Source organism: Zavarzinia sp., assembly GCF_049306435.1.
Lineage (GTDB): Bacteria > Pseudomonadota > Alphaproteobacteria > Zavarziniales > Zavarziniaceae > Zavarzinia.
Genome location: NZ_JBAQRT010000161.1, coordinates 12,673 through 31,012, shown reverse-complemented (window position 1 = coordinate 31,012; position 18,340 = coordinate 12,673). Strand labels below are relative to the sequence as shown.

Annotated in this window: 18 protein-coding genes; 3 read left to right on the top strand and 15 right to left on the bottom strand. The window is 66.7% G+C overall.

The window, feature by feature from the left end; genetic code table 11:
* Nucleotides 1-13: 13 nt before the first annotated feature.
* Nucleotides 14-1,777, bottom strand: coding sequence for an autotransporter assembly complex protein TamA (locus WAZ62_RS09005; protein ID WP_422643190.1), 1,764 nt, complete (start codon nucleotides 1,775-1,777; stop codon nucleotides 14-16).
* A gap of 47 nt (nucleotides 1,778-1,824) precedes the next feature.
* Between WAZ62_RS09005 and WAZ62_RS09000 the strand changes: the two genes are divergently transcribed.
* Together WAZ62_RS09000 and WAZ62_RS08995 are read left to right on the top strand one after the other, a co-directional pair.
* Nucleotides 1,825-2,904: a quinone-dependent dihydroorotate dehydrogenase gene (locus WAZ62_RS09000; protein ID WP_422643189.1), complete on the top strand. Its 1,080-nt coding sequence runs from the start codon at nucleotides 1,825-1,827 to the stop codon at nucleotides 2,902-2,904.
* 66 nt (nucleotides 2,905-2,970) lie between these two features.
* Complete coding sequence (locus WAZ62_RS08995) at nucleotides 2,971-3,645, top strand: hypothetical protein (protein ID WP_422643188.1); 675 nt, start codon at nucleotides 2,971-2,973, stop codon at nucleotides 3,643-3,645.
* A gap of 5 nt (nucleotides 3,646-3,650) precedes the next feature.
* Here WAZ62_RS08995 and WAZ62_RS08990 read toward each other — a convergent pair whose 3' ends face one another.
* The 7 genes from WAZ62_RS08990 to WAZ62_RS08960 form a co-directional block, all read right to left on the bottom strand.
* Entirely contained in the window at nucleotides 3,651-4,832 is a 1,182-nt protein-coding gene (locus WAZ62_RS08990; RefSeq protein ID WP_422643187.1) for a branched-chain amino acid ABC transporter substrate-binding protein, read from the bottom strand.
* A 159-nt stretch (nucleotides 4,833-4,991) separates the two neighbouring features.
* Complete coding sequence (locus WAZ62_RS08985) at nucleotides 4,992-6,110, bottom strand: branched-chain amino acid ABC transporter substrate-binding protein (RefSeq protein ID WP_422643186.1); 1,119 nt, start codon at nucleotides 6,108-6,110, stop codon at nucleotides 4,992-4,994.
* Between the two features lie 121 nt (nucleotides 6,111-6,231).
* Nucleotides 6,232-6,579 (bottom strand): DUF6867 family protein, encoded by a 348-nt coding sequence (locus WAZ62_RS08980; RefSeq protein WP_422643185.1) that lies wholly within the window; start codon nucleotides 6,577-6,579, stop codon nucleotides 6,232-6,234.
* A gap of 5 nt (nucleotides 6,580-6,584) precedes the next feature.
* Nucleotides 6,585-7,295, bottom strand: coding sequence for an ABC transporter ATP-binding protein (locus WAZ62_RS08975; protein WP_422643199.1), 711 nt, complete (start codon nucleotides 7,293-7,295; stop codon nucleotides 6,585-6,587).
* Between the two features lie 136 nt (nucleotides 7,296-7,431).
* On the bottom strand, nucleotides 7,432-8,253 hold the full coding sequence (locus WAZ62_RS08970; protein ID WP_422643184.1) for an ABC transporter ATP-binding protein: 822 nt from the start codon (nucleotides 8,251-8,253) through the stop codon (nucleotides 7,432-7,434).
* Nucleotides 8,250-9,716 carry a high-affinity branched-chain amino acid ABC transporter permease LivM gene (gene livM, locus WAZ62_RS08965; RefSeq protein WP_422643183.1) on the bottom strand — a complete coding sequence of 489 codons (1,467 nt, stop codon included), beginning with the start codon at nucleotides 9,714-9,716 and terminating at the stop codon, nucleotides 8,250-8,252. The genes WAZ62_RS08970 and livM overlap by 4 nt, the downstream gene beginning before the upstream one ends.
* 2 nt (nucleotides 9,717-9,718) lie before the next feature.
* Complete coding sequence (locus tag WAZ62_RS08960) at nucleotides 9,719-10,642, bottom strand: ABC transporter permease subunit (RefSeq protein ID WP_422643182.1); 924 nt, start codon at nucleotides 10,640-10,642, stop codon at nucleotides 9,719-9,721.
* Between the two features lie 338 nt (nucleotides 10,643-10,980).
* Here WAZ62_RS08960 and WAZ62_RS08955 point away from each other — a divergent pair, with 338 nt between their 5' ends.
* Nucleotides 10,981-12,747 carry a methyl-accepting chemotaxis protein gene (locus tag WAZ62_RS08955; protein WP_422643181.1) on the top strand — a complete coding sequence of 589 codons (1,767 nt, stop codon included), beginning with the start codon at nucleotides 10,981-10,983 and terminating at the stop codon, nucleotides 12,745-12,747.
* A 68-nt stretch (nucleotides 12,748-12,815) separates the two neighbouring features.
* Here the strand turns inward: WAZ62_RS08955 and leuB are convergent, their stop codons facing one another.
* The 7 genes from leuB to rpsP all read right to left on the bottom strand — a co-directional run bounded on the left by leuB (nucleotide 12,816) and on the right by rpsP (nucleotide 18,320).
* Nucleotides 12,816-13,928, bottom strand: coding sequence for a 3-isopropylmalate dehydrogenase (gene leuB / locus WAZ62_RS08950; RefSeq protein WP_422643180.1), 1,113 nt, complete (start codon nucleotides 13,926-13,928; stop codon nucleotides 12,816-12,818).
* A gap of 86 nt (nucleotides 13,929-14,014) precedes the next feature.
* Nucleotides 14,015-14,620, bottom strand: a complete 606-nt coding sequence (gene leuD / locus WAZ62_RS08945) for a 3-isopropylmalate dehydratase small subunit (RefSeq protein ID WP_422643179.1) — start codon at nucleotides 14,618-14,620, stop codon at nucleotides 14,015-14,017.
* An 18-nt stretch (nucleotides 14,621-14,638) separates the two neighbouring features.
* On the bottom strand, nucleotides 14,639-16,042 hold the full coding sequence (gene leuC / locus WAZ62_RS08940; protein WP_422643178.1) for a 3-isopropylmalate dehydratase large subunit: 1,404 nt from the start codon (nucleotides 16,040-16,042) through the stop codon (nucleotides 14,639-14,641).
* Nucleotides 16,043-16,166: 124 nt separating this feature from the next.
* On the bottom strand, nucleotides 16,167-16,553 hold the full coding sequence (gene rplS, locus WAZ62_RS08935) for a 50S ribosomal protein L19 (protein WP_422643177.1): 387 nt from the start codon (nucleotides 16,551-16,553) through the stop codon (nucleotides 16,167-16,169).
* Nucleotides 16,554-16,558: 5 nt separating this feature from the next.
* Nucleotides 16,559-17,320, bottom strand: coding sequence for a tRNA (guanosine(37)-N1)-methyltransferase TrmD (gene trmD, locus WAZ62_RS08930; protein ID WP_422643176.1), 762 nt, complete (start codon nucleotides 17,318-17,320; stop codon nucleotides 16,559-16,561).
* Nucleotides 17,317-17,934, bottom strand: coding sequence for a ribosome maturation factor RimM (gene rimM, locus WAZ62_RS08925; RefSeq protein ID WP_422643175.1), 618 nt, complete (start codon nucleotides 17,932-17,934; stop codon nucleotides 17,317-17,319). The genes trmD and rimM overlap by 4 nt, the downstream gene beginning before the upstream one ends.
* Nucleotides 17,935-17,963: 29 nt before the next feature.
* Nucleotides 17,964-18,320 carry a 30S ribosomal protein S16 gene (gene rpsP / locus WAZ62_RS08920; protein WP_422643174.1) on the bottom strand — a complete coding sequence of 119 codons (357 nt, stop codon included), beginning with the start codon at nucleotides 18,318-18,320 and terminating at the stop codon, nucleotides 17,964-17,966.
* Nucleotides 18,321-18,340: the final 20 nt, after the last annotated feature.

Genomic DNA, 18,340 nt, shown 5'->3' with positions numbered 1-18,340 from the left:
CCCTCCTCCCGGCTCAGAAGGCCTGACCGATGGAAATATAGATCTGGATGATATCGTCGCTGTCGCGCTTGCCCACGATCGGCATCGCGATATCGAGGCGCAGCGGCCCGATCGGCGAGCGATAGCGCAGACCGAGACCGGCGCCCATGAAGAGATCGGCGCCGAAATCGGGAATACTGTCCTCGAACACGCTGCCGAAATCGACGAAGGGCACCAGACCGATGGTCTCGGTCACCCGCCAGCGCATCTCGACCGCGCCGGTCAACAGGGATTTGCCGCCGGTCGCCTCATCGTCGCTGCCCAGCGGCCCCGCCGCCTGATAGGCGAAGCCGCGCACCGAATCGCCGCCACCGGCATAGAAGCGCTTGTCCGCCGGCAGCGAATAGGTCGAGCCGCCGAAGGTCGCGCCGAGGCCCCCGCGCAGCGCCAGCACGTAATCCTCCGCATCATCGAGCGGCAGATAGGTCGAGGCCGAGGCCTGACCGATCAGGAAGGTGCCGGCGGTCCCCGCGAGGTCGTAATAGGGGGTGAGCGAGAAGACCAGGCGATGCCCCCGCGTCGGATCGAGCGCATCGTTCGACGTGTCGCGCCGCGCGATCACCGGAACGCCGAACAGCGTGTAGTCCTCGGTGACGCCGTCGTCGTCGATATGGCTCTGCTCCAGCGTGGCGCCGCCCGAGAAGAACCATCGCGGCGAATAGCGCCATTCGAGGCCGCCACCGATCGAGAAGGTGTCGAGGTCATAGGCATCCAGTTCCTCGCGCTTCGCCTTGGCCTCGAACACGAGGTCCACATCGCGCCATTCGAAATCCGGCTTCTTCGCCTTGGCGTCGAGACTGTAGCCGGTCTGGGCGATATCGGCGGTGATGCGCAGGGTCTCGCGCCCGCCCAGCAGGTTGCGGTGTTCCCAGAAGGCGCGGGCACCGGCACCGTCGCTGGTGGAATAGCGCAGGCCGCCGCCGATGGTGCGGGGCTTCGCCTCGGTCACCCGGATCAGCATGGGCGCCCTGCCGTCCGGCCCCGGCGGCTGGGTGGTGACGCTGACCGTGCCGAACAGGCCGGTGGCGACGAAGGCGCGGCGCGTCTCCTCGATCTGGTCGATGTTGACATCGTCGCCTTCGCGCCAGCGCAGCAGGGCCCGGGCGGCCTTGTCCTTCAGGCGCTCCAGCCCCTCGAAACTGGTCGGGCCGAAGCTGGCCAGGGGGCCATAGTCGATCGCCCAGGTGATATTCACCCGGCGGCCCGCCCGGTCGAGCACGGCATCGCGATGCGCGACCTTGGCGAAGGGCCGGCCGCGCTGGCCAAGATGGATGATGATCGCCGCTTCGGCATCGAGAACGGCGCGGGCGTCATAGGGCGCCCCCGTCTTGAGCCCCAGGCGCTCGGGAGACGGCGCCAGGGCGGGGCCGAGGTCGACGCCGCCCGGATCGGTCAGGCGCAGGGCGCCCACGGCATAACGCTCTCCCGGCGTGACGCGGATGGCGACGGGGACCGGCTTCTGGTCCTCGTCCGAGGTCACGTCGATGGCGGCATCGAACCAGCCATAGGCGTTGAGCACGAGGCGGATACGGTCGAGATCGCCCCGGATGCGGTTGCGCAGGGCGGTCAGGCTGGGCGGCGGCTTGTCCTTCAGGGTGACGAGTTCGCTCGTCTCCTCGACAAGGCCGCGGGTGGTATCGTCCGGCAGACCGCTCAGATCGAGGCGATAATCACTCGCCGCCCGGGCCGCGCCCGCGCACAGCATGAGCACCAGCGCCAGAACAAGCCGCGCCTGCATAGACCTCGCTTCAAAGCCGCGCCACATTCCGCTAGCGTCCATCCACCATGACCCGTGCCTCCACCATCACGCCCGTCGGCTGGTATCGCCTAGTATGGCCGATCATTCGCCGATTCGACCCTGAAACCGCCCATGGCCTCGCCCTTCGCTTGCTGGCCTGTGGAATCATGCCGCCTGTTGGTGGCGAGAATCCGGCGGCGCTCGCCGTCCGGGCGATGGGATTGAGCTTCGCCAATCCGCTCGGCCTCGCCGCCGGATTCGACAAGAATGCCGTGGCGGCCCATCGCCTGTCCCGGCTCGGCTTTGGTTTCGGCGAGGTCGGCGGCGTCACGCCGCGGCCGCAGGTGGGCAATCCCCGGCCGCGCCTGTTCCGGCTGGATGGCGATTTCGGCGCCATCAACCGCATGGGCTTCAACAACGAGGGCGAGGCGGCGGTCGCGCTGCGCGTCCGCGCCGCGAGGCATCCCGGCTTTCCCCTGGGGGTCAATCTCGCCAGCAACAGCGATTCGGAGGCCCCGGCGGAGGATTTCGTCCGTCTGGTGCAAGGTTTCGCCCCCATTGCCGATTATCTGACCGTCGACGTCTCCTGTCCCAACACGAAGAACGGGCGCATGTTCCAGGATCCCGTCCGGCTGGACGATCTCCTCGCCCGGCTGCTGACCGCGCGCGGCGGCCACCGGACACCGATGCTGGTCAAACTCGCCTCGGACCTTTCGGAAGCGGAAGCCCTCGCCATCGCCGAGGTCACCATGCGCCACGGCCTCGCCGGCCTCGTCGTCGCCAATACGAGCGCGCTGCGCCCCGACAGCCTGACCTCGCCGCACAAGGCCGAGCGCGGCGGCCTGTCCGGCCGGCCGATCTATGGCGCCTCGACCGCGCTTCTCGCCGCGATCCGGCGGGCGGTCGGCAAAGACGCCACCCTCGTCGGTGTCGGCGGCATCTTCACGGGCGAGGATGCCTACGGCAAGATCAGGGCCGGCGCCAGCCTGCTGCAGCTCTATACCGCCATGGTGTTCCGCGGCCCGGGCGTCGTCGGCACGATCAAGCGGGAACTGGCCGCCCTGCTGACCCGCGACGGCTTCGCCAGCGTCGCCGACGCGGTCGGCGACGGCAGCGCATTGACCTGAGGGTAGCTCTCGGACACCCTCAACGGAAAATTGCGGGTTGGGGGATATCCAATGCGGTTCGGGTCGTTGGCGACGAGCGTCGCCCTCCTCGTTGGCCTCGCGGCCTGTCAGACCGTGCCGGAAACGCCGCACGTCGCGGCGGCACCGCCAGCGGAGCAGGGCCAACCGCAAGCGCCCGACCCTGCCGACGCTGCCGACGCTGCCCGGCTACAGTCCATGATCGACGCGGCCCTGGGTGGCGACAAGGCCTTTCGCGTCGAGGGCAACACCCACGTCAGGCATATCCAGAGCGGCATGACCTGCGACCTGAGCAAGGATTCCGTCGCCCCTCTCGCCCATCTGTTCGTTTTTCCGGCCGCCGCGGTCGGCGACGATGTCGGCTGCGACCGCGCGCTGCCTGATGGCAAGATGACCGTTTTCGCGACCCGGAAAGGCCATCTATCCTTCGACGACTATGTCGCCGGCACCGTGAATTCGATGCGCCGCATGTTCCCCAGCGGAATCTCCACCGCAGCGATCGTCCCCACCTACCCGGACATGAGCAATCCACGAGCCTTCAGCTTCGACGTCACGCTGGACGGGCATCCGTATGTGACCACGGCGTGGATCGCCGAGGAGGGTGACTGGTTCGTCACCGTCCGTTCGACCTATCCCGCCGAAGCCAAGGGCCAACTCGAGGTTCTTTCCGCGATCACGATCATTCCCGCCCGCCTGTCGATCCGGTCGGCAGGCGGCCGCTGATCGCCTCACATCGCCTTGAGTTCGCCGCCCTTCCAGACGTAATAGACGACGCCGGGCTTGGACAGGTCGCCCTTGGCGTCGAAGGCGATTTCGCCGAGCACCGTGGTGAAGCGATTGACCCGGATCGTGGCGGCGAGGCGTTTGCCGTCGATCGGGGCGGCTGGATCGGGCTTGACGACGGGGCCGAGGGCGGCGGTCAGCACTTCCGCCGCCGCGAAGGCGTTGAGGACATAGCCCGACGGATCCTTGCCCTGGTCGAGCAGTTTCTCGATCGCCTTGGCCGCGGCGGGATTGTCCAGCGGGTTGCGGGCGAAGGTCACGATGGCGCCATCCGCCGCCTTGGCGCCGGCCGCCTTGACGAAATCCGGGCTCGCCATGGCATCGGTGCCGATGATCGAGGCGGTGACGCCGGCATCGCGCAGCGCCTTCACGAATGCGCCGGAGCGCTCGGGCACGGCGGCGACGAAGACGACCCCGACGCCGGCCGATTTCAGCTTGGCGGCCGCCGTCTTGGCCGAGAGATCGGCGCCGATGACGAGATCGGCCGCGGCCTCGGGCATCTCCAGCTTGGCGACGGCGGCCTTGAACACCGTCACCACCTGCTGACCGTAAAGCGTGCCATCGCGGATGATGCCGATCTTTTTCTTCGGCATGGTCTGCTTGATCAGGGCGGCGGCGATCAGGCCCTGATAATCGTCGCGCCAGACGGTGCGGAAAACCGTGCCGCCGGCCTGGTCCGTCAGGCGCGGATCGGTCGATCCCGGGGTGATCATGACCACCTGGGCCGGGCCATAGACCGCCGCCGCCGCCTCGCTGGCGCCGGAGCAGAAATGACCGATCACCGCGACGATGCCGGACGAGACGAATTCGGCGGCGACACCGGCGGCCTTCGCGCTGTCGCAGGCGTCGTCCCTGGTCACCAGTTCGACCTTGCGGCCGGCGATGCCGCCATTGGCGTTGACCATGGCGATGGCGAATTCGACGCCGGTTTTCAGTTGCGCGCCGAAGGCGGCCTGATCGCCGGACAGTGGCGCTGCAAGGCCGATGCGAATGTCGGGCAGGCTGGCCGTCGCCTGGGCGACGGGCGGGGCCGAGGCCTGATCGCGCCGCGCGCTATGCATCCAGAACCAGGCAACGGCGGCGCCAAAGGCGATGATCGCCACCAATCCCAGTACCAGCTTGCGCATGACCGTCCCCTCACGAACCCACATTCCGGCGACGCTAAGGTCGGCGCCGATTCTCTGCAACCGTCACTGTACCCGAAGCCGGTGGAAGGCAAGGAAAAAGGGCCCGGCCGTCACCGGCCGGGCCCCCCAACCGGACCCTTTGTCGCGATGCCGGAAGACTTACTTCTTCTCGGCGTACTGGCCCTTCGACCATTCGTACATGACGTATTCCGGGTTCTTCACGTCGCCCTTGGCGTCGAAGCCGAGGGTGCCGAGCACCGTCGGGAACGCACCGGCGCGGATCGCCGCCGCCACCTTGGCGGTATCGGTGCCGCCGGACGTCTTCACCGCCTCGGCCCAGACCTGGATCGCGGCATAGGTGTAGAGGGTGTAACCTTCGGGATCATAGCCGATCTTCTTGAACTCGTCGACGACCTTGGCCGCTTCGGGCTTCAGGCGCGGATCGGGCGCGAAGGTGAAGAGGAAGCCTTCGCCGGCGTCGCCGGTGATCGACCACAGTTCGTTGGTGTTCTGCGCGTCGCCCGAGATGAAGGTGGCCTTCAGGCCCTGCTCGGCCGCCTGACGGATGATCAGGCCGCTCTCGGTGTGATAGCCGCCGATGTAGACGACTTCGATGCCTTCGGCCTTCAGCTTGGAGACGAGGGCCGAGAAGTCCTTGTCGCCCTGGGTATAGGCTTCATAGACCGCCGGCGGCGTCTTCAGCGCCTCGAGGCCCTTCTTGGTCTCGTCCGCGAGGCCCTTGCCGTAGGCCGACTTGTCGTGCAGGACCGCGACCTTCTTGCCCTTGAAGTTCGTGTCGATGTACTTGGCCGCGGTCGCGCCCTGGTAATCGTCACGGCCGCAGGTGCGGAAGATGTTGGTCCAGCCCTTGGTCGCCGCTTCGTCGGTGAAGACCGGGTTGGTCGAGGCCGGCGACATCTGCAGCACGTTGTTCTCGTTGTAGACCGCCGAGGCCGGGATCGACGACGAGGAACAGAAATGCCCGGCCACGAAGACCACGCCCTTGTTGACCAGATCGTTGGCGACCGCGACCGCCTGCTTCGGGTCGCAGGCATCGTCGCCGACTTCGAGCTTCAGCTTCTCGCCATTGATGCCGCCGGCGGCGTTGATATCGGCGATCGCCTGTTCGGCGCCACGCTTCATCTGCTCGCCGAATGCCGCGTACTGGCCGGTCATCGGACCTGCGGTCGCGATGGTGATGTCGGCGTGGGCGATGCCCGCAAAGCCGAGACCGGCGAGCAGGGCGGCGGCGGCAAGCCCGGATTTGAGCTGCTTCATGCGATCCTCCGAAAAGTCCCCCGACGTGCTTCGGTCCGACATGGCGCCGAGTGGCACGCCGCAGGGCAAGAGCCTAGACACAACGGCAGGGCCCGCGCAACGGGCCGTTGCCGTCCAACACTCATTCCGGCGCCTTGGCGCGCCAGCCGAAAGGTCCCGTCTGTTCGTAAAGCCAGGGGTACTGCCGCACCATCTTGGCGACGAAGGTCAGCCGATGCCCGACGAGGGCATAGGCCGACAGGATGAGACCATCCAGGACGTAGCCCTGCAGGGACCAGAGGTGACCCGAGAACAGGCCCCAGTGCAGGAAGCGATCGAAGATGGCGACACCGAAGCCGGCCAGTACCGCCATCCAGGCGGGGCGCCAGCCCTCGGCGATGCCCTGCCCGGCCAGGAAGCTGCACAGGCCGAACAGACAGAGCGTGAGCCCGATGAACGGGCCGAGGGTGGTATCGAACACGGTTTCCATGGCGCTCAGTGCCCCCCTTCGAGATAGGCGGCGCGCACTTCCTCGTTGCCGAGAAGCTCGGCCGAGGTCCCGCTCATCTGCACCCGTCCACCCGCCAGCACATAGGCGCGGTGGGCGAGTTTCAGCGCGTGGAAGGCGTTCTGCTCGACAAGGAAGACGGTCATGCCCTGACTGGCGTTGATCTCGCGGATCACCTGGAAGATCTGGCGGACGATGATCGGGGCAAGCCCCAGCGACGGCTCGTCGAGGAGGAGAAGACGCGGCCGGCTCATCAGAGCGCGGGCGATCGCCAGCATCTGCTGCTCGCCGCCCGACAGGGTGCCGCCACGCTGGCCTTGCCGCTCCTTGAGGCGCGGGAACATGCGGAAGGCCCGGTCCAGATCCTCGTCGAAGAAGGCGGGGTCGGTGACGACCGCGCCCATCTTCAGATTCTCCATCACGGTCATGCGCGGGAAGATGCGGCGGCCTTCCGGGCTCTGGGCGATACCGAGGCGCATGATCTGATGGGTGGGCAGGCCGGTGATATCCCGCCCCTCGAAGGTGATGCGCCCGGCCGAGGGTTTCGGCTTGCCGCACATCGACATCAGCAGCGTCGACTTGCCGGCGCCATTGGCGCCGATCAGGGTGACGATCTCGCCTTCGTTGATCTCGACATCGACGCCGCGCAGGGCCTCGATCGCGCCGTAAGACGCGCGCAGTCCCTCGATCTTCAGCATGGGGGCGCTCATGCGGCACCTCCCGCCTTGGCGTCATCCCGGCGCAGGCCGGGATCTCGCGACGGGATGGCACCGATGCCAACGCCCATGAGGTCCCGGCCTGCGCCGGGACGACGAACGGGGAGGAAGCGCACGCTCATGCCACCGCCCCTTCCACTTCGTCATCCTCGCCGAGATAGGCGCGGATCACATCCGGGTTCGACTTGATCTGGGCCGGGTTGCCTTCGGCGATCTTGCGACCGTAGTCGAGCACGACGATGTGATCCGAGATTTCCATCACAACGCTCATGTCGTGTTCGATCAGAAGGAGGCCGACGCCGTAATCGTTGCGGATCATCAGGAGAAGCGCGTTGAGTTCCGCCGATTCTCGGGGGTTGAGGCCCGCCGCCGGCTCGTCGAGGCAGAGCAGCGCGGGGTCCGTGCACATGGCGCGCGCGATTTCCAACCGGCGCTGGTCGCCGTAAGGCAGCGAGCCCGCGGGCTCGTCCGCCCGGTTGATGAGACCCGTGCGGTTCAGCCAGAAGCGCGCCTTCTCCACCGCCTCGGCCTCGGCCTTGCGGAAGCCCGGCCAGCCGACGAGGCCGAGCAGGCTGTAACCGCTGGCGCGCATCAGCTTGTTGTGCTGGGCGACCATCAGGTTCTCGAGCACCGACATGCCGGTGAACAGGCGGATATTCTGGAAGGTGCGCGCGACCCCCGCGGTCTTGGTGATGCGGAAATCGTCGAGCCGCTCGAGCAGGAAGGATTTGTCGCCGCCCGGGCGGGTCAGGGTCAGGCGGCCCACCGTCGGCTTGTAGAAGCCGGTCAGGCAGTTGAAGACCGTGGTCTTGCCCGCGCCGTTCGGCCCGATCACCGCGGTGATATGGCCGGCCTGCGCCTCGAAGGAGACGTCGTTGATCGCGGTCAACCCGCCGAAGCGCATGGTCAGATGCTCGACCGTCAGCAGGGGGCGGCTCATGGGCGCACTCCCTTCCCGCCGTTGATGAGAATGGTCGGATCACGGTGCGACAGGAGCCCGCGCGGCCGCCAGATCATGATCAGCACCATGCCGAGACCGAACACCAGCATGCGGTATTCGGCCAGGCCCCGGAAGGCTTCGGTCAGGCCGATGACGAGGATCGCCGCCAGGGCGACGCCGAGCTGGCTGCCCATGCCGCCCAGGACGACGATGGCGAGGATCATCGCCGATTCGAGGAAGGTGAAACTCTCGGGCGAGACGAAGCTCTGGGTCGTCGCGAAGAAGGAGCCGGCGAACCCCGCGAACATGGCGCCGATGGCGAAGGCCGTCAGCTTGGTGTTGGTCGGGTTGATGCCGAGCGCCCGGCAGGCGATCTCGTCTTCCCGCAGCGCCTCCCAGGCGCGGCCGACCGGCAGGCGCCGGATGCGGATGGTGAAGACATTGACGACAAGGGCCAGCACCAGGATCAGATAGAAGAAGAAGATCGAACGGTGCAACGGCGAGAATTCGAGGCCGAACAGCTGGTGGAACGGCGTCACCCCTTCCGGCGCGTTGCGGACGAAAGGATGGCCGAAGAAGGTCAGGCGCGGGATGGAGCCGATGCCGTTCGGCCCGCCCGAGAAATTGGTCCAGTTCAGCAGGACGATGCGGATGATCTCGCCAAAGCCCAGGGTGACGATGGCGAGATAATCGCCGCGCAGGCGCAGCACCGGAAAGCCGAGCAGCACGCCGAAGGACGCGGCCAGCAGGCCCGAGATCGGCAGCGCGCCCCAGAAGCCGAAGCCATGATCCTTGGACAGCAGGGCATAGGTATAGGCGCCGACGGCATAGAAGGCGACATAGCCGAGGTCGAGCAGCCCGGCGAGGCCGATCACGATGTTGAGGCCCCAGGCCAGCATCATGTAGGTGAGGACGCGGATCGCCGTGTCGAGAATATAGGAATTGGCGAAGGGCATCATCGGCAGCAGAAACGCCGCCGCCAGCAGCAGGAAGCCGAGGCCCCGGGTGAACAGCCGGCGCAGGCGGTCGGCCTTTTCCTCGTCGCTCTCGGTCGCCAGCGCCGCCCGGGCCTGACGATGGGCGCCATAGTGGCCGGCCAGACCGCGAATGACGAGGGCGGCCCCGGCGGCGATCGCCAGAATGCCGAGGAGATCGGCCGGCCAGGGCAGCAGGAAGCCGGCGGCCGCCAGCGCGGCGGCGATGCCATAGGCGGGAATACGCAGTCCCCGATCCGACAGGGCGAGACCAAGCCGGCCGAAGAAGACGATGATGATGCCGACCGCGACTTCGGTGAAACGGGCATCGACCGTCAGCATTCCGCCCCGATCGACGGTCTGCAGCCCGACGATCGGGCCGGCCAGGGCCATGGCGACCAGGGCAACGATGGCGGCATCCTTCAGCGACGCCTGGAAGGGCGTGGCCGGGGTGGCGCGGGGGCCGGGGAGAAGATCCGTCGCGGCCATGCTCACACCTTCTCGATCTCGGGCCGGCCGAGGAGGCCGGAGGGACGGAAGATCAGCACCAGGACGAGAATGGCGAAGACCGCCACATCCTTGTATTCGACCGAGAAATAGGCCGACCACAGCGCCTCGATCAGGCCGATCAGCAAGCCGCCGAGCACCGCGCCGGGCAGGGAGCCGATACCGCCCAGCACCGCCGCGGTGAAGGCCTTAACCCCGGCGAGGAAGCCGATGTAGAAATCGATCACGCCGTAATAGAGCGTGACCATCATGCCCGCGACGGCGGCGAGGGCGGCGCCCATGACGAAGGTCATGGCGATGGTGCGATCGACGTCGACCCCGATCAGCGACGCCATGGTGCGGTCCTGCTCGCAGGCGCGCTGGGCCCGGCCGAGGGGCGTCTGGGTGATCAGATAGGTGAAGCCGACCATGAGCGCGATTGTCAGGACGACGATGAAGACCTGCAGATAGGACAGGGTGACGGTGAAGCCGCCATTGCCGGTCATCAGCTCGAAGCCGCCGCGAATGACCGGCGCGATCGGCTTCGGCCGGGCGCCCTGCGCCAGCTGGACGTAATTCTGCAGGAAGATCGAAACGCCGATCGCCGAAATCAGCGGCGCCAGGCGGAACGAGCCGCGCAAGGGCCGATAGGCGATCCGCTCGATCGCCCAGCCGTAGAGCGCGGTGATCGCCATGGCGAAGACGAGGACGATGAGAAGGGCGAGCGGGATCCAGGTGACGCCGATCAGCCCCATGACGATGATCCCGATCAGCGACAGGAAGGCGCCGACCATATAGACCTCGCCATGGGCGAAGTTGATCATGCCGATGATGCCGTAGACCATCGTGTAGCCGATGGCGACCAGGGCATAGACCGAGCCCAGGGTGAAACCATTGATCAGCTGTTGAACCAGATAGGCGCTATCCACGTTCAGCCCCCCGTCTTCAGGCTATGTCGCAAGCGCGGACAGGAATGAAGTGAATGATGACGGGCCCCGCCCGCCGCCGTACTGATCCTCAAAACACGACCCCCAGCCTTTTGGCTCTATGCTTGAACGGTAGCCTTCCTTTCCGGGCTCCGCAATGCGGGTCGAACATTGAATCGATACATTGCCCCCGCCATGCGGGCGCCTGGCTTCCGTCTTAGACCAAAGGCTAAGGCGACACTGGGAGGGATGCTTTACCAATTCTTATCTCCCCCCGTGACAGGGTTGCGCTTGCGCCTGGCCCCTGTCGGAGGGAAGCGGTCCGGGCGGCGGAGGAGTTCATGCGAGTCAAAGCAAAGATCTACGCCATTGTCGCCGTTCTCGGCCTTACCGCCGCATCGATCGCCGGTATCGCCATCCATGCCATCAACGGTCTCGGCGCCCAGTCGACCCTGCTGGACGAAGCCGGCAAGCGGGCGCTTTATGCCGAACGGCTGGATCGGCTGGTGACCGCCGTCGTGATGGAGTCACGCGGCCTCTACGCCGCCACCGACAGCCAGGCCGCCAAACCCTTCGCCGAGGGCTTGAAGAACTATCTCGACCAGATCGACCAGAATTTCGCGGACTGGGCCCCCCTCGTGCCCGAAGCCAACCGCCACATCCTCGTCGATCTGCAGAATCAGGCCGCCGAATTCCGCAGGTTCCGCCTCGAACTCGCCCGCGTCGCCGTGGAGCAGAACCCGGCCGCGGCGGCGACTCTCGGCAACAACGACGAGAACCGTGCCAATCGCAAGGCCTTCCAGACGTCGATCTCCGCCGCGCTCGAAAAGATCCTGGCCAATCTGAAGCAGATCCAGACCGAGTCCGCCGACTATGCCTCGCAAATGCAGACGCTGCTGATCGGCGCGACCATCATCGGCCTGCTGCTGGGTACGTCGATCGCCGTCTATATCGGCACCCGTCAGCTGGCCAAGCCGCTGGCCGAAGTGACCGGCGCCCTGCAGGAGATGGCGAACGAGAAGCTCGAGGTCACCGTCCCCACCCGCAAGTCGTCCGACGAAATCGGGGACATCTGGCGTACCGTCGAGAATTTCCTGACCCGCCTCAAGGACGCGCGCGATGCCCGCGGCCGCGAGGCCGAGAACCGCGCCCGCCAGGAAGCGGCGGAACATGCCCGCATCGAAGCCGAGCGCCAGGCCCGCGACGCCGAGCAGAAGCGCATGGCGGAAGATCTGCGTCGGGCCGAGGATCAGTCGCGCCGGGCGCGCGAACTGGCCCAGGCGGTCGGCGCCTTCGAAGCCAATATCGCCGAAGTGGTGAACACGCTGTCGGCCGCATCGAACGAACTCAGCGCCAGCGCCGAGGTACTGACCGGCACCGCCCGCGACACGTCGGAACGCGCGACCTCGGTCAGCGCCGCCGCGGAACAGGCCTCGGCCAATGTGCAGACCGTCGCCAGCGCGACCGAGGAACTCACCTCGTCCTCGCGCGAGATCGGCCGCCAGGTCCAGCAGTCGGCCGAGCTGTCGAACCACGCCGTCGCCGACGCCGAGAACGCGACGGGCATCATGCAGATGCTGGAAAAGGGTTCGGACGCCATCGGCAATGTCGCCAAGCTGATCCAGGACATCGCCGGCCAGACCAATCTTCTCGCGCTCAACGCGACGATCGAGGCGGCGCGGGCCGGCGAGGCCGGCAAGGGCTTCGCCGTCGTCGCCTCGGAAGTGAAGAATCTCGCCAATCAGACGGCGAAGGCGACCGAGGAGATTTCAGGCCAGATATCCGAAATCCAGGCCGCGACCCGCAATGCCGTCGATGCCCTCGCCCGGGTGTCGCGGCAGATTTCGGACATGAGCCTCGTCTCGAACACGATCGCCAGCGCGGTCGAGGAACAGATCGCGGCCACCGCCGAGATCGCCCGCAATGTCGAGCAGGCCTCGGTCGGCACCAACGAAGTCTCGTCCTCGATCCAGGGCGTGCAGATGGTCGCCACCGAAGCGGGCAATGCCTCGTCCGAGGTTCTGTCGGCGGCCGGCGACCTGTCGCGTCAGGCCGAGAACCTGCGCCGCGAGGTCGACCGCTTCCTCGTCACCGTCAAGGCCGCCTGAAACCTCGTCGATCCCAAAAGAAAACCCCGGCCGGATCGCTTCGGCCGGGGTTTTTCACATTCGCCGGATCAGGCCGCGAGCTTGTCGAGGGCGCGGATGATCGATTCGCCCATGACGCCGGTCGAGACCTTGGCCATGCCGGGCTGCATGATGTCGCCGGTGCGTAGGCCCCCGGCCAGCACATTCTCGACCGCCTTCTCGATCAGCGCGGCTTCCGTACCGAGATCGAAGGAATAGCGCAGCGCCATGGCGAACGACAGGATGGTGGCGATCGGGTTGGCCATGTCCTTGCCCGCGATATCCGGGGCCGAACCATGGACCGGCTCGTACATCGCCTTGCGCTTGGCCGAAGCGTCGGCGGCGCCGAGCGAGGCCGAGGGCAGCATCCCGAGCGAGCCGGTGAGCATGGCCGCGCAGTCGGACAGGATATCGCCGAACAGGTTGTCGGTGACGATGACGTCGAACTGCTTGGGGTTACGCACCAGCTGCATCGCGCAATTGTCGGCGTACATGTGCGACAGCTCGACCTTGGGGAATTCCCTGTCGTGGACGTAAGTGACTTCCTCGCGCCACAGGATGCCCGATTCCATCACGTTGGCCTTCTCGGACGAGGTGACCCTGTTGTTCCGCTTGGTCGCGATGTCGAAGGCGACGCGGGCGACGCGGCGGATTTCCTCGGTCGTGTAGACCTGGGTGTTCACGCCCCGGCGGCTGCCGTCGGGCAGGGTCTCGATGCCGCGCGGCGAGCCGAAATAGACGCCGCCCGTGAGTTCCCGCACGATCATGATGTCGAGGCCGCGCACGACCTCCGGCTTCAGGGTCGAGGCATCGACGAGCGCGTCGAAACACATGGCCGGGCGCAGGTTGGCGAACAGGCCGAGGTCCTTCCGCAGGCGCAGCAACCCACGTTCGGGCTTCACCTCGAACGGCAGGTTGTCCCACTTCGGGCCGCCGACGGCGCCGAGCAGCACCGCGTCGGCCTCGAGCGCGACCTTCATGGTCTCGTCGGTGATCGGCTTGCCGCAGGCATCGATCGACGAACCGCCGACCAGGCCGTCCTCGACCGCGAAATCGATGCCGCGCTTCTTCGACAGCCAGTCGATGACCCGGCGAACTTCCCGCATGACTTCGATGCCGATGCCGTCGCCCGGCAGGATCAGGAGCTTGCCCTTGGTGGCCATGTTCATTTCCTCGGATTTGATGGGGGAGTGGCGATGTTCGCCAACGCCCGGGCGAGGCCCGGGCACCACGATGCGTCAGCCCGCGCTCAGAGCCAGGGCTGGGACAGTTTCCGCTCTGCCTCGAAAGCGTCGATCTTCGGCTTCTTCGCGAGGGTCAGACCGATATCGTCGAGACCATTCAGCAGGCAATGCTTGCGGAAGGGATCGACGTCGAAATGGATCTTGCCACCGTCCGGCCCGGTGATTTCCTGGCTTTCCAGATCGACCGTGACGACCGCGTTGGCGCCGCGCCGGGCGTCATCCATGAGGAGATCGACCTGTTCCTGCGGCAGCACGATCGGCAGGATGCCGTTCTTGAAGCAGTTGTTGAAGAAGATGTCGGCGAAGCTCGGCGCGATGACGCAGCGGATGCCGAAATCGAGGATCGCCCAGGGCGCGTGCTCGCGGCTCGAGCCGCAGCCGAAATTGGCGCCGGCGACCAGGATTTCCGCCTTGCGCCAGGCCGGCTGGTTCAGCACGAATTCCGGCTTCTCGGCGCCATTGTCGTCATAGCGCATCTCGGCGAAGAGATTGACGCCAAGACCGGTGCGCTTGATCGTCTTCAGGAACTGCTTCGGGATGATCATATCGGTGTCGATATTGATCAGCGGCAGCGGGGCGGCGATGCCGGCGAGCTTCTTGAAGGGCTGCATGGTGTTACTCCTTCCCGCTCAGAGCTTGCGGATGTCGGCCAGGTGGCCGGTGACCGCCGCCGCGACCGCCATGGCCGGGCTGACCAGATGGGTGCGACCGCCGCGGCCCTGACGACCCTCGAAATTGCGGTTCGAGGTCGAGGCGCAGCGCTCGCCCGGCTCCAGCCGGTCGGCGTTCATGGCGAGGCACATGGAACAGCCCGGCTCACGCCATTCGAAACCCGCTTCGAGAAAGATCTTGTCGAGGCCTTCGGCTTCCGCCTGTTCCTTGACGAGGCCGGAACCCGGCACGACCATGGCGCCGACATGGGCGGCGACCTTGCGGCCCTTGGCGACGACGGCGGCGGCGCGCAGGTCCTCGATCCGTCCGTTGGTGCAGGAGCCGATGAAGACGCGGTCGATCTTCACCTCCTGAAGCGGCGTGCCCGGGGTCAGGCCCATGTAAGCGAGGGAGCGTTCGATCGCCGCGCGCTTGCCTTCATCGGCGACATCGGCCGGATTGGGCACGCTCGCCGTGATCGGCAGCACGTCCTCGGGGCTGGTGCCCCAGGTCACCTGCGGCACGATATCGGCGGCATCGAGCACGATTTCCTTGTCGAACACGGCGCCTTCGTCGGTCGTCAGCGTCGACCAGTAAGCGACCGCCTGCTCGAAAGCACCGGCCTTGGGCGCGCGGGGCTTGCCCGCGACATAGGCGAAGGTGATCTCGTCCGGGGCGATCAGGCCGGCGCGGCCGCCCGCCTCGATCGTCATGTTGCAGACGGTCATGCGGCCTTCCATGGAGAGGCCGCGAATGGCCGAGCCGGCGAATTCGACGACGTAACCCGTCGCGCCCGCGGTGCCGATCTTGCCGATGATGGCGAGGACGATGTCCTTGGCGGTCACGCCCGGGCCGAGGTCGCCGTCGACCGTGATCCGCATGTTCCTGGAGCGCTGCTGGATCAGCGTCTGGGTGGCGAGGACATGCTCGACTTCCGAGGTGCCGATGCCGAAGGCGAGCGAGCCGAAGGCGCCATGGGTCGCCGTGTGGCTGTCGCCGCAGACGATGGTCATGCCCGGCAGGGTCAGGCCCTGTTCCGGCCCGACGATATGGACGATGCCCTGGCGGATGTCGTCCATCGACAGATATTCGACGCCGAATTCCTTGCAGTTCGCCTCGAGGGTCGAGACCTGCAGGGCGGATTCGGGATCGGAAATCCCTTTCGAGCGATCGGTCGTCGGCACGTTATGATCGGGCACGGCCAGAGTCGCCTCGGGGCGATGAACCTTGCGGCCGGTCATGCGCAGGCCCTCGAAGGCCTGGGGGCTCGTCACTTCGTGCACGAGGTGCCGGTCGATGTAGAGGAGGCCGGTGCCGTCCTCGGCCATTTCAACCAGATGGCTGTCCCAGATCTTGTCGTAGAGCGTGCGCGGACCTGACATTCTTCCGTTCCTCGAGCCGTGTTCCGGCTTTTTTCACATACCGCTGAGCTGCCGTCCGACGCCCGAAATCCGGCGACCGCGAGGGCCGCCGGACCGGCGAAAGGACGGACAGTAATGGCCGAAGTTACTCGGCCTTGGCGCCTTCGCGGCGATCGACCTTCTCGACGATACGGGCCGACTTGCCGCGACGATCGCGCAGGTAATACAGCTTGGAGCGACGAACCTTGCCGCGACGCACGACGAGGATCGAATCGAGGCGCGGGGAATAGAGCGGGAACACGCGCTCGACGCCTTCGCCATAGGAGATCTTGCGCACGGTGAAGGAAGCGTTGGCGCCCTTGTTGTTGCGGGCGATGACGACGCCTTCGAAGGCCTGGATACGCTCGCGCGTGCCTTCGACAACCTTCACGTTGACCTTGACGGTATCGCCGGGACGGAAGGCGGGGATGGTCTTGCCTTCAGTGACCGCAGCGATCTGCTCGGCCTCGAGCTGGTCGATGATGTTGGTCATGGGGATCAGTCCTTTCGAGAAACAGATATGGGGTTTGTGTCGTTCGGCCGCATCCCCCTGCCCTGCCGGGCGAGGTAACGCGACCAGAGGTCGGGACGGCGCTCGCGCGTCAGGCGTTCGGCCTGTTCGCGGCGCCAGGAATGGATGCGGCCGTGATGGCCCGACAGGAGAACGTCCGGCACCTGCCGGCCCTCCCATTCGGTCGGCCGCGTGTAATGCGGATATTCGAGGAGATCGCCGGTGAAGCTCTCCTCCGCCAGGGTCTCGGCCGCGCCCATCACGCCGGGGATCAGGCGCACCACGGCATCGATGAGGCACAGCGCCGCCGGCTCGCCACCCGAAAGCACGAAATCGCCGATCGAGACTTCCTCGAGGCCGCGACCGTCGATCACCCGCTGATCGACGCCTTCGAAGCGGCCGCACAGCAGGATGACACCCGGCCCTTCGGCCAGCTGGCGTACCCGCTCCTGGTCGAGCGGCCGGCCGCGCGGCGACAGATAAAGCGTCGGCGCCGAAGGCAGGTCGACCCGGGCCGAATCGATCGCCCGCGCGACCACATCGGGCTTCATCACCATGCCGGGACCACCGCCTGCGGGCGTATCGTCCACCATATGGTGACGGTCGGTCGCGAAACCGCGAATGTCCGACGCCCGCAACCGCCAGAGATCATTCGCCAACGCCCGCCCGGCCAGGGAATGGCCGAGGGGACCCGGGAACATCTCGGGGAACAGGGTCAGCACGCTGGCGGTCCAAGGGGCGCCGGTCATGACACCTCTCCCGTTTCGTCAGGTCCCGTCTCGTCAGGCTCTTCCGCGCCGCTGTCGGCCCAGCCTTGCGGCGGATGGGCGACAAGCCTGCCGCCGGGGACATCGACCACCGGCACGATCTCGCGGGTGAAGGCGAGGAAGGCCGAACCGCCGCCCTCGAAGGCGACCTCGATCATGTCGCCCGCGCCGAAATCCTGGATCGTGGCGACCTTGCCGAGCATCTGGCCCTCGCCGTCGACGACGGCAAGGCCAAGCAGATCGGCGTGGTAGAACTCATCCTCGTCTTCCGTCGCCGGCAGGGCGTCGCGCGGGACATAAAGCCGGCGGCCACGCAGGGCTTCCGCCGCGTTGCGATCGGCCACCCCTTCGATGCGGGCAACCACGGCCTGGCCCTGAACGCGCAGGGGCAGCAGGACGAGACGGGCGCCCCGGTCGGTCAGCACCGGGCCGTAAGCCCCGACGTCGAGGGGATCCATGGTGAAGGATTTCACCTTCACCTCGCCCCTGATGCCATGGGCCCCGGCGATGGCCCCGACGCAGACATGAGTCCGCTCGTCCACCGCGGATGTTTCCGCGGTGCCGGTGCTCGGCCTTGTCTTGCCCGGGGCGATCATGACGGGAAGGTCCAGCGGTCTCTTGGGACTTACGCCTCGGCGGCGGCGGCGGCGGCTTCAGCCGCGGCCTTGGCGCGTTCCTGCGCCTTCGCCTTCGGGGCGGACTTCTTCGGGCTCTCGACGATCGCCGGGGCGGCGATCAGGCCCTTGTAGCCGAGGAACTTGGCGACGCGCTCGGTCGGCTGGGCGCCCTGGGCGAGCCAGTACTTCACGCGCTCTTCGTTCAGGGTCAGGCGCTCGGCGTGATCCTGCGGCACCAGCGGATTGTAGGTGCCGACGCGCTCGATGAAACGACCGTCGCGGGGCGAGCGGCTGTTGGCGACCACGATGCGGTAGTAGGGACGCTTCTTGGCACCGCCACGCGACAGGCGAATGGAAACGGACATATGAGGTTCCTTCTCTCGTC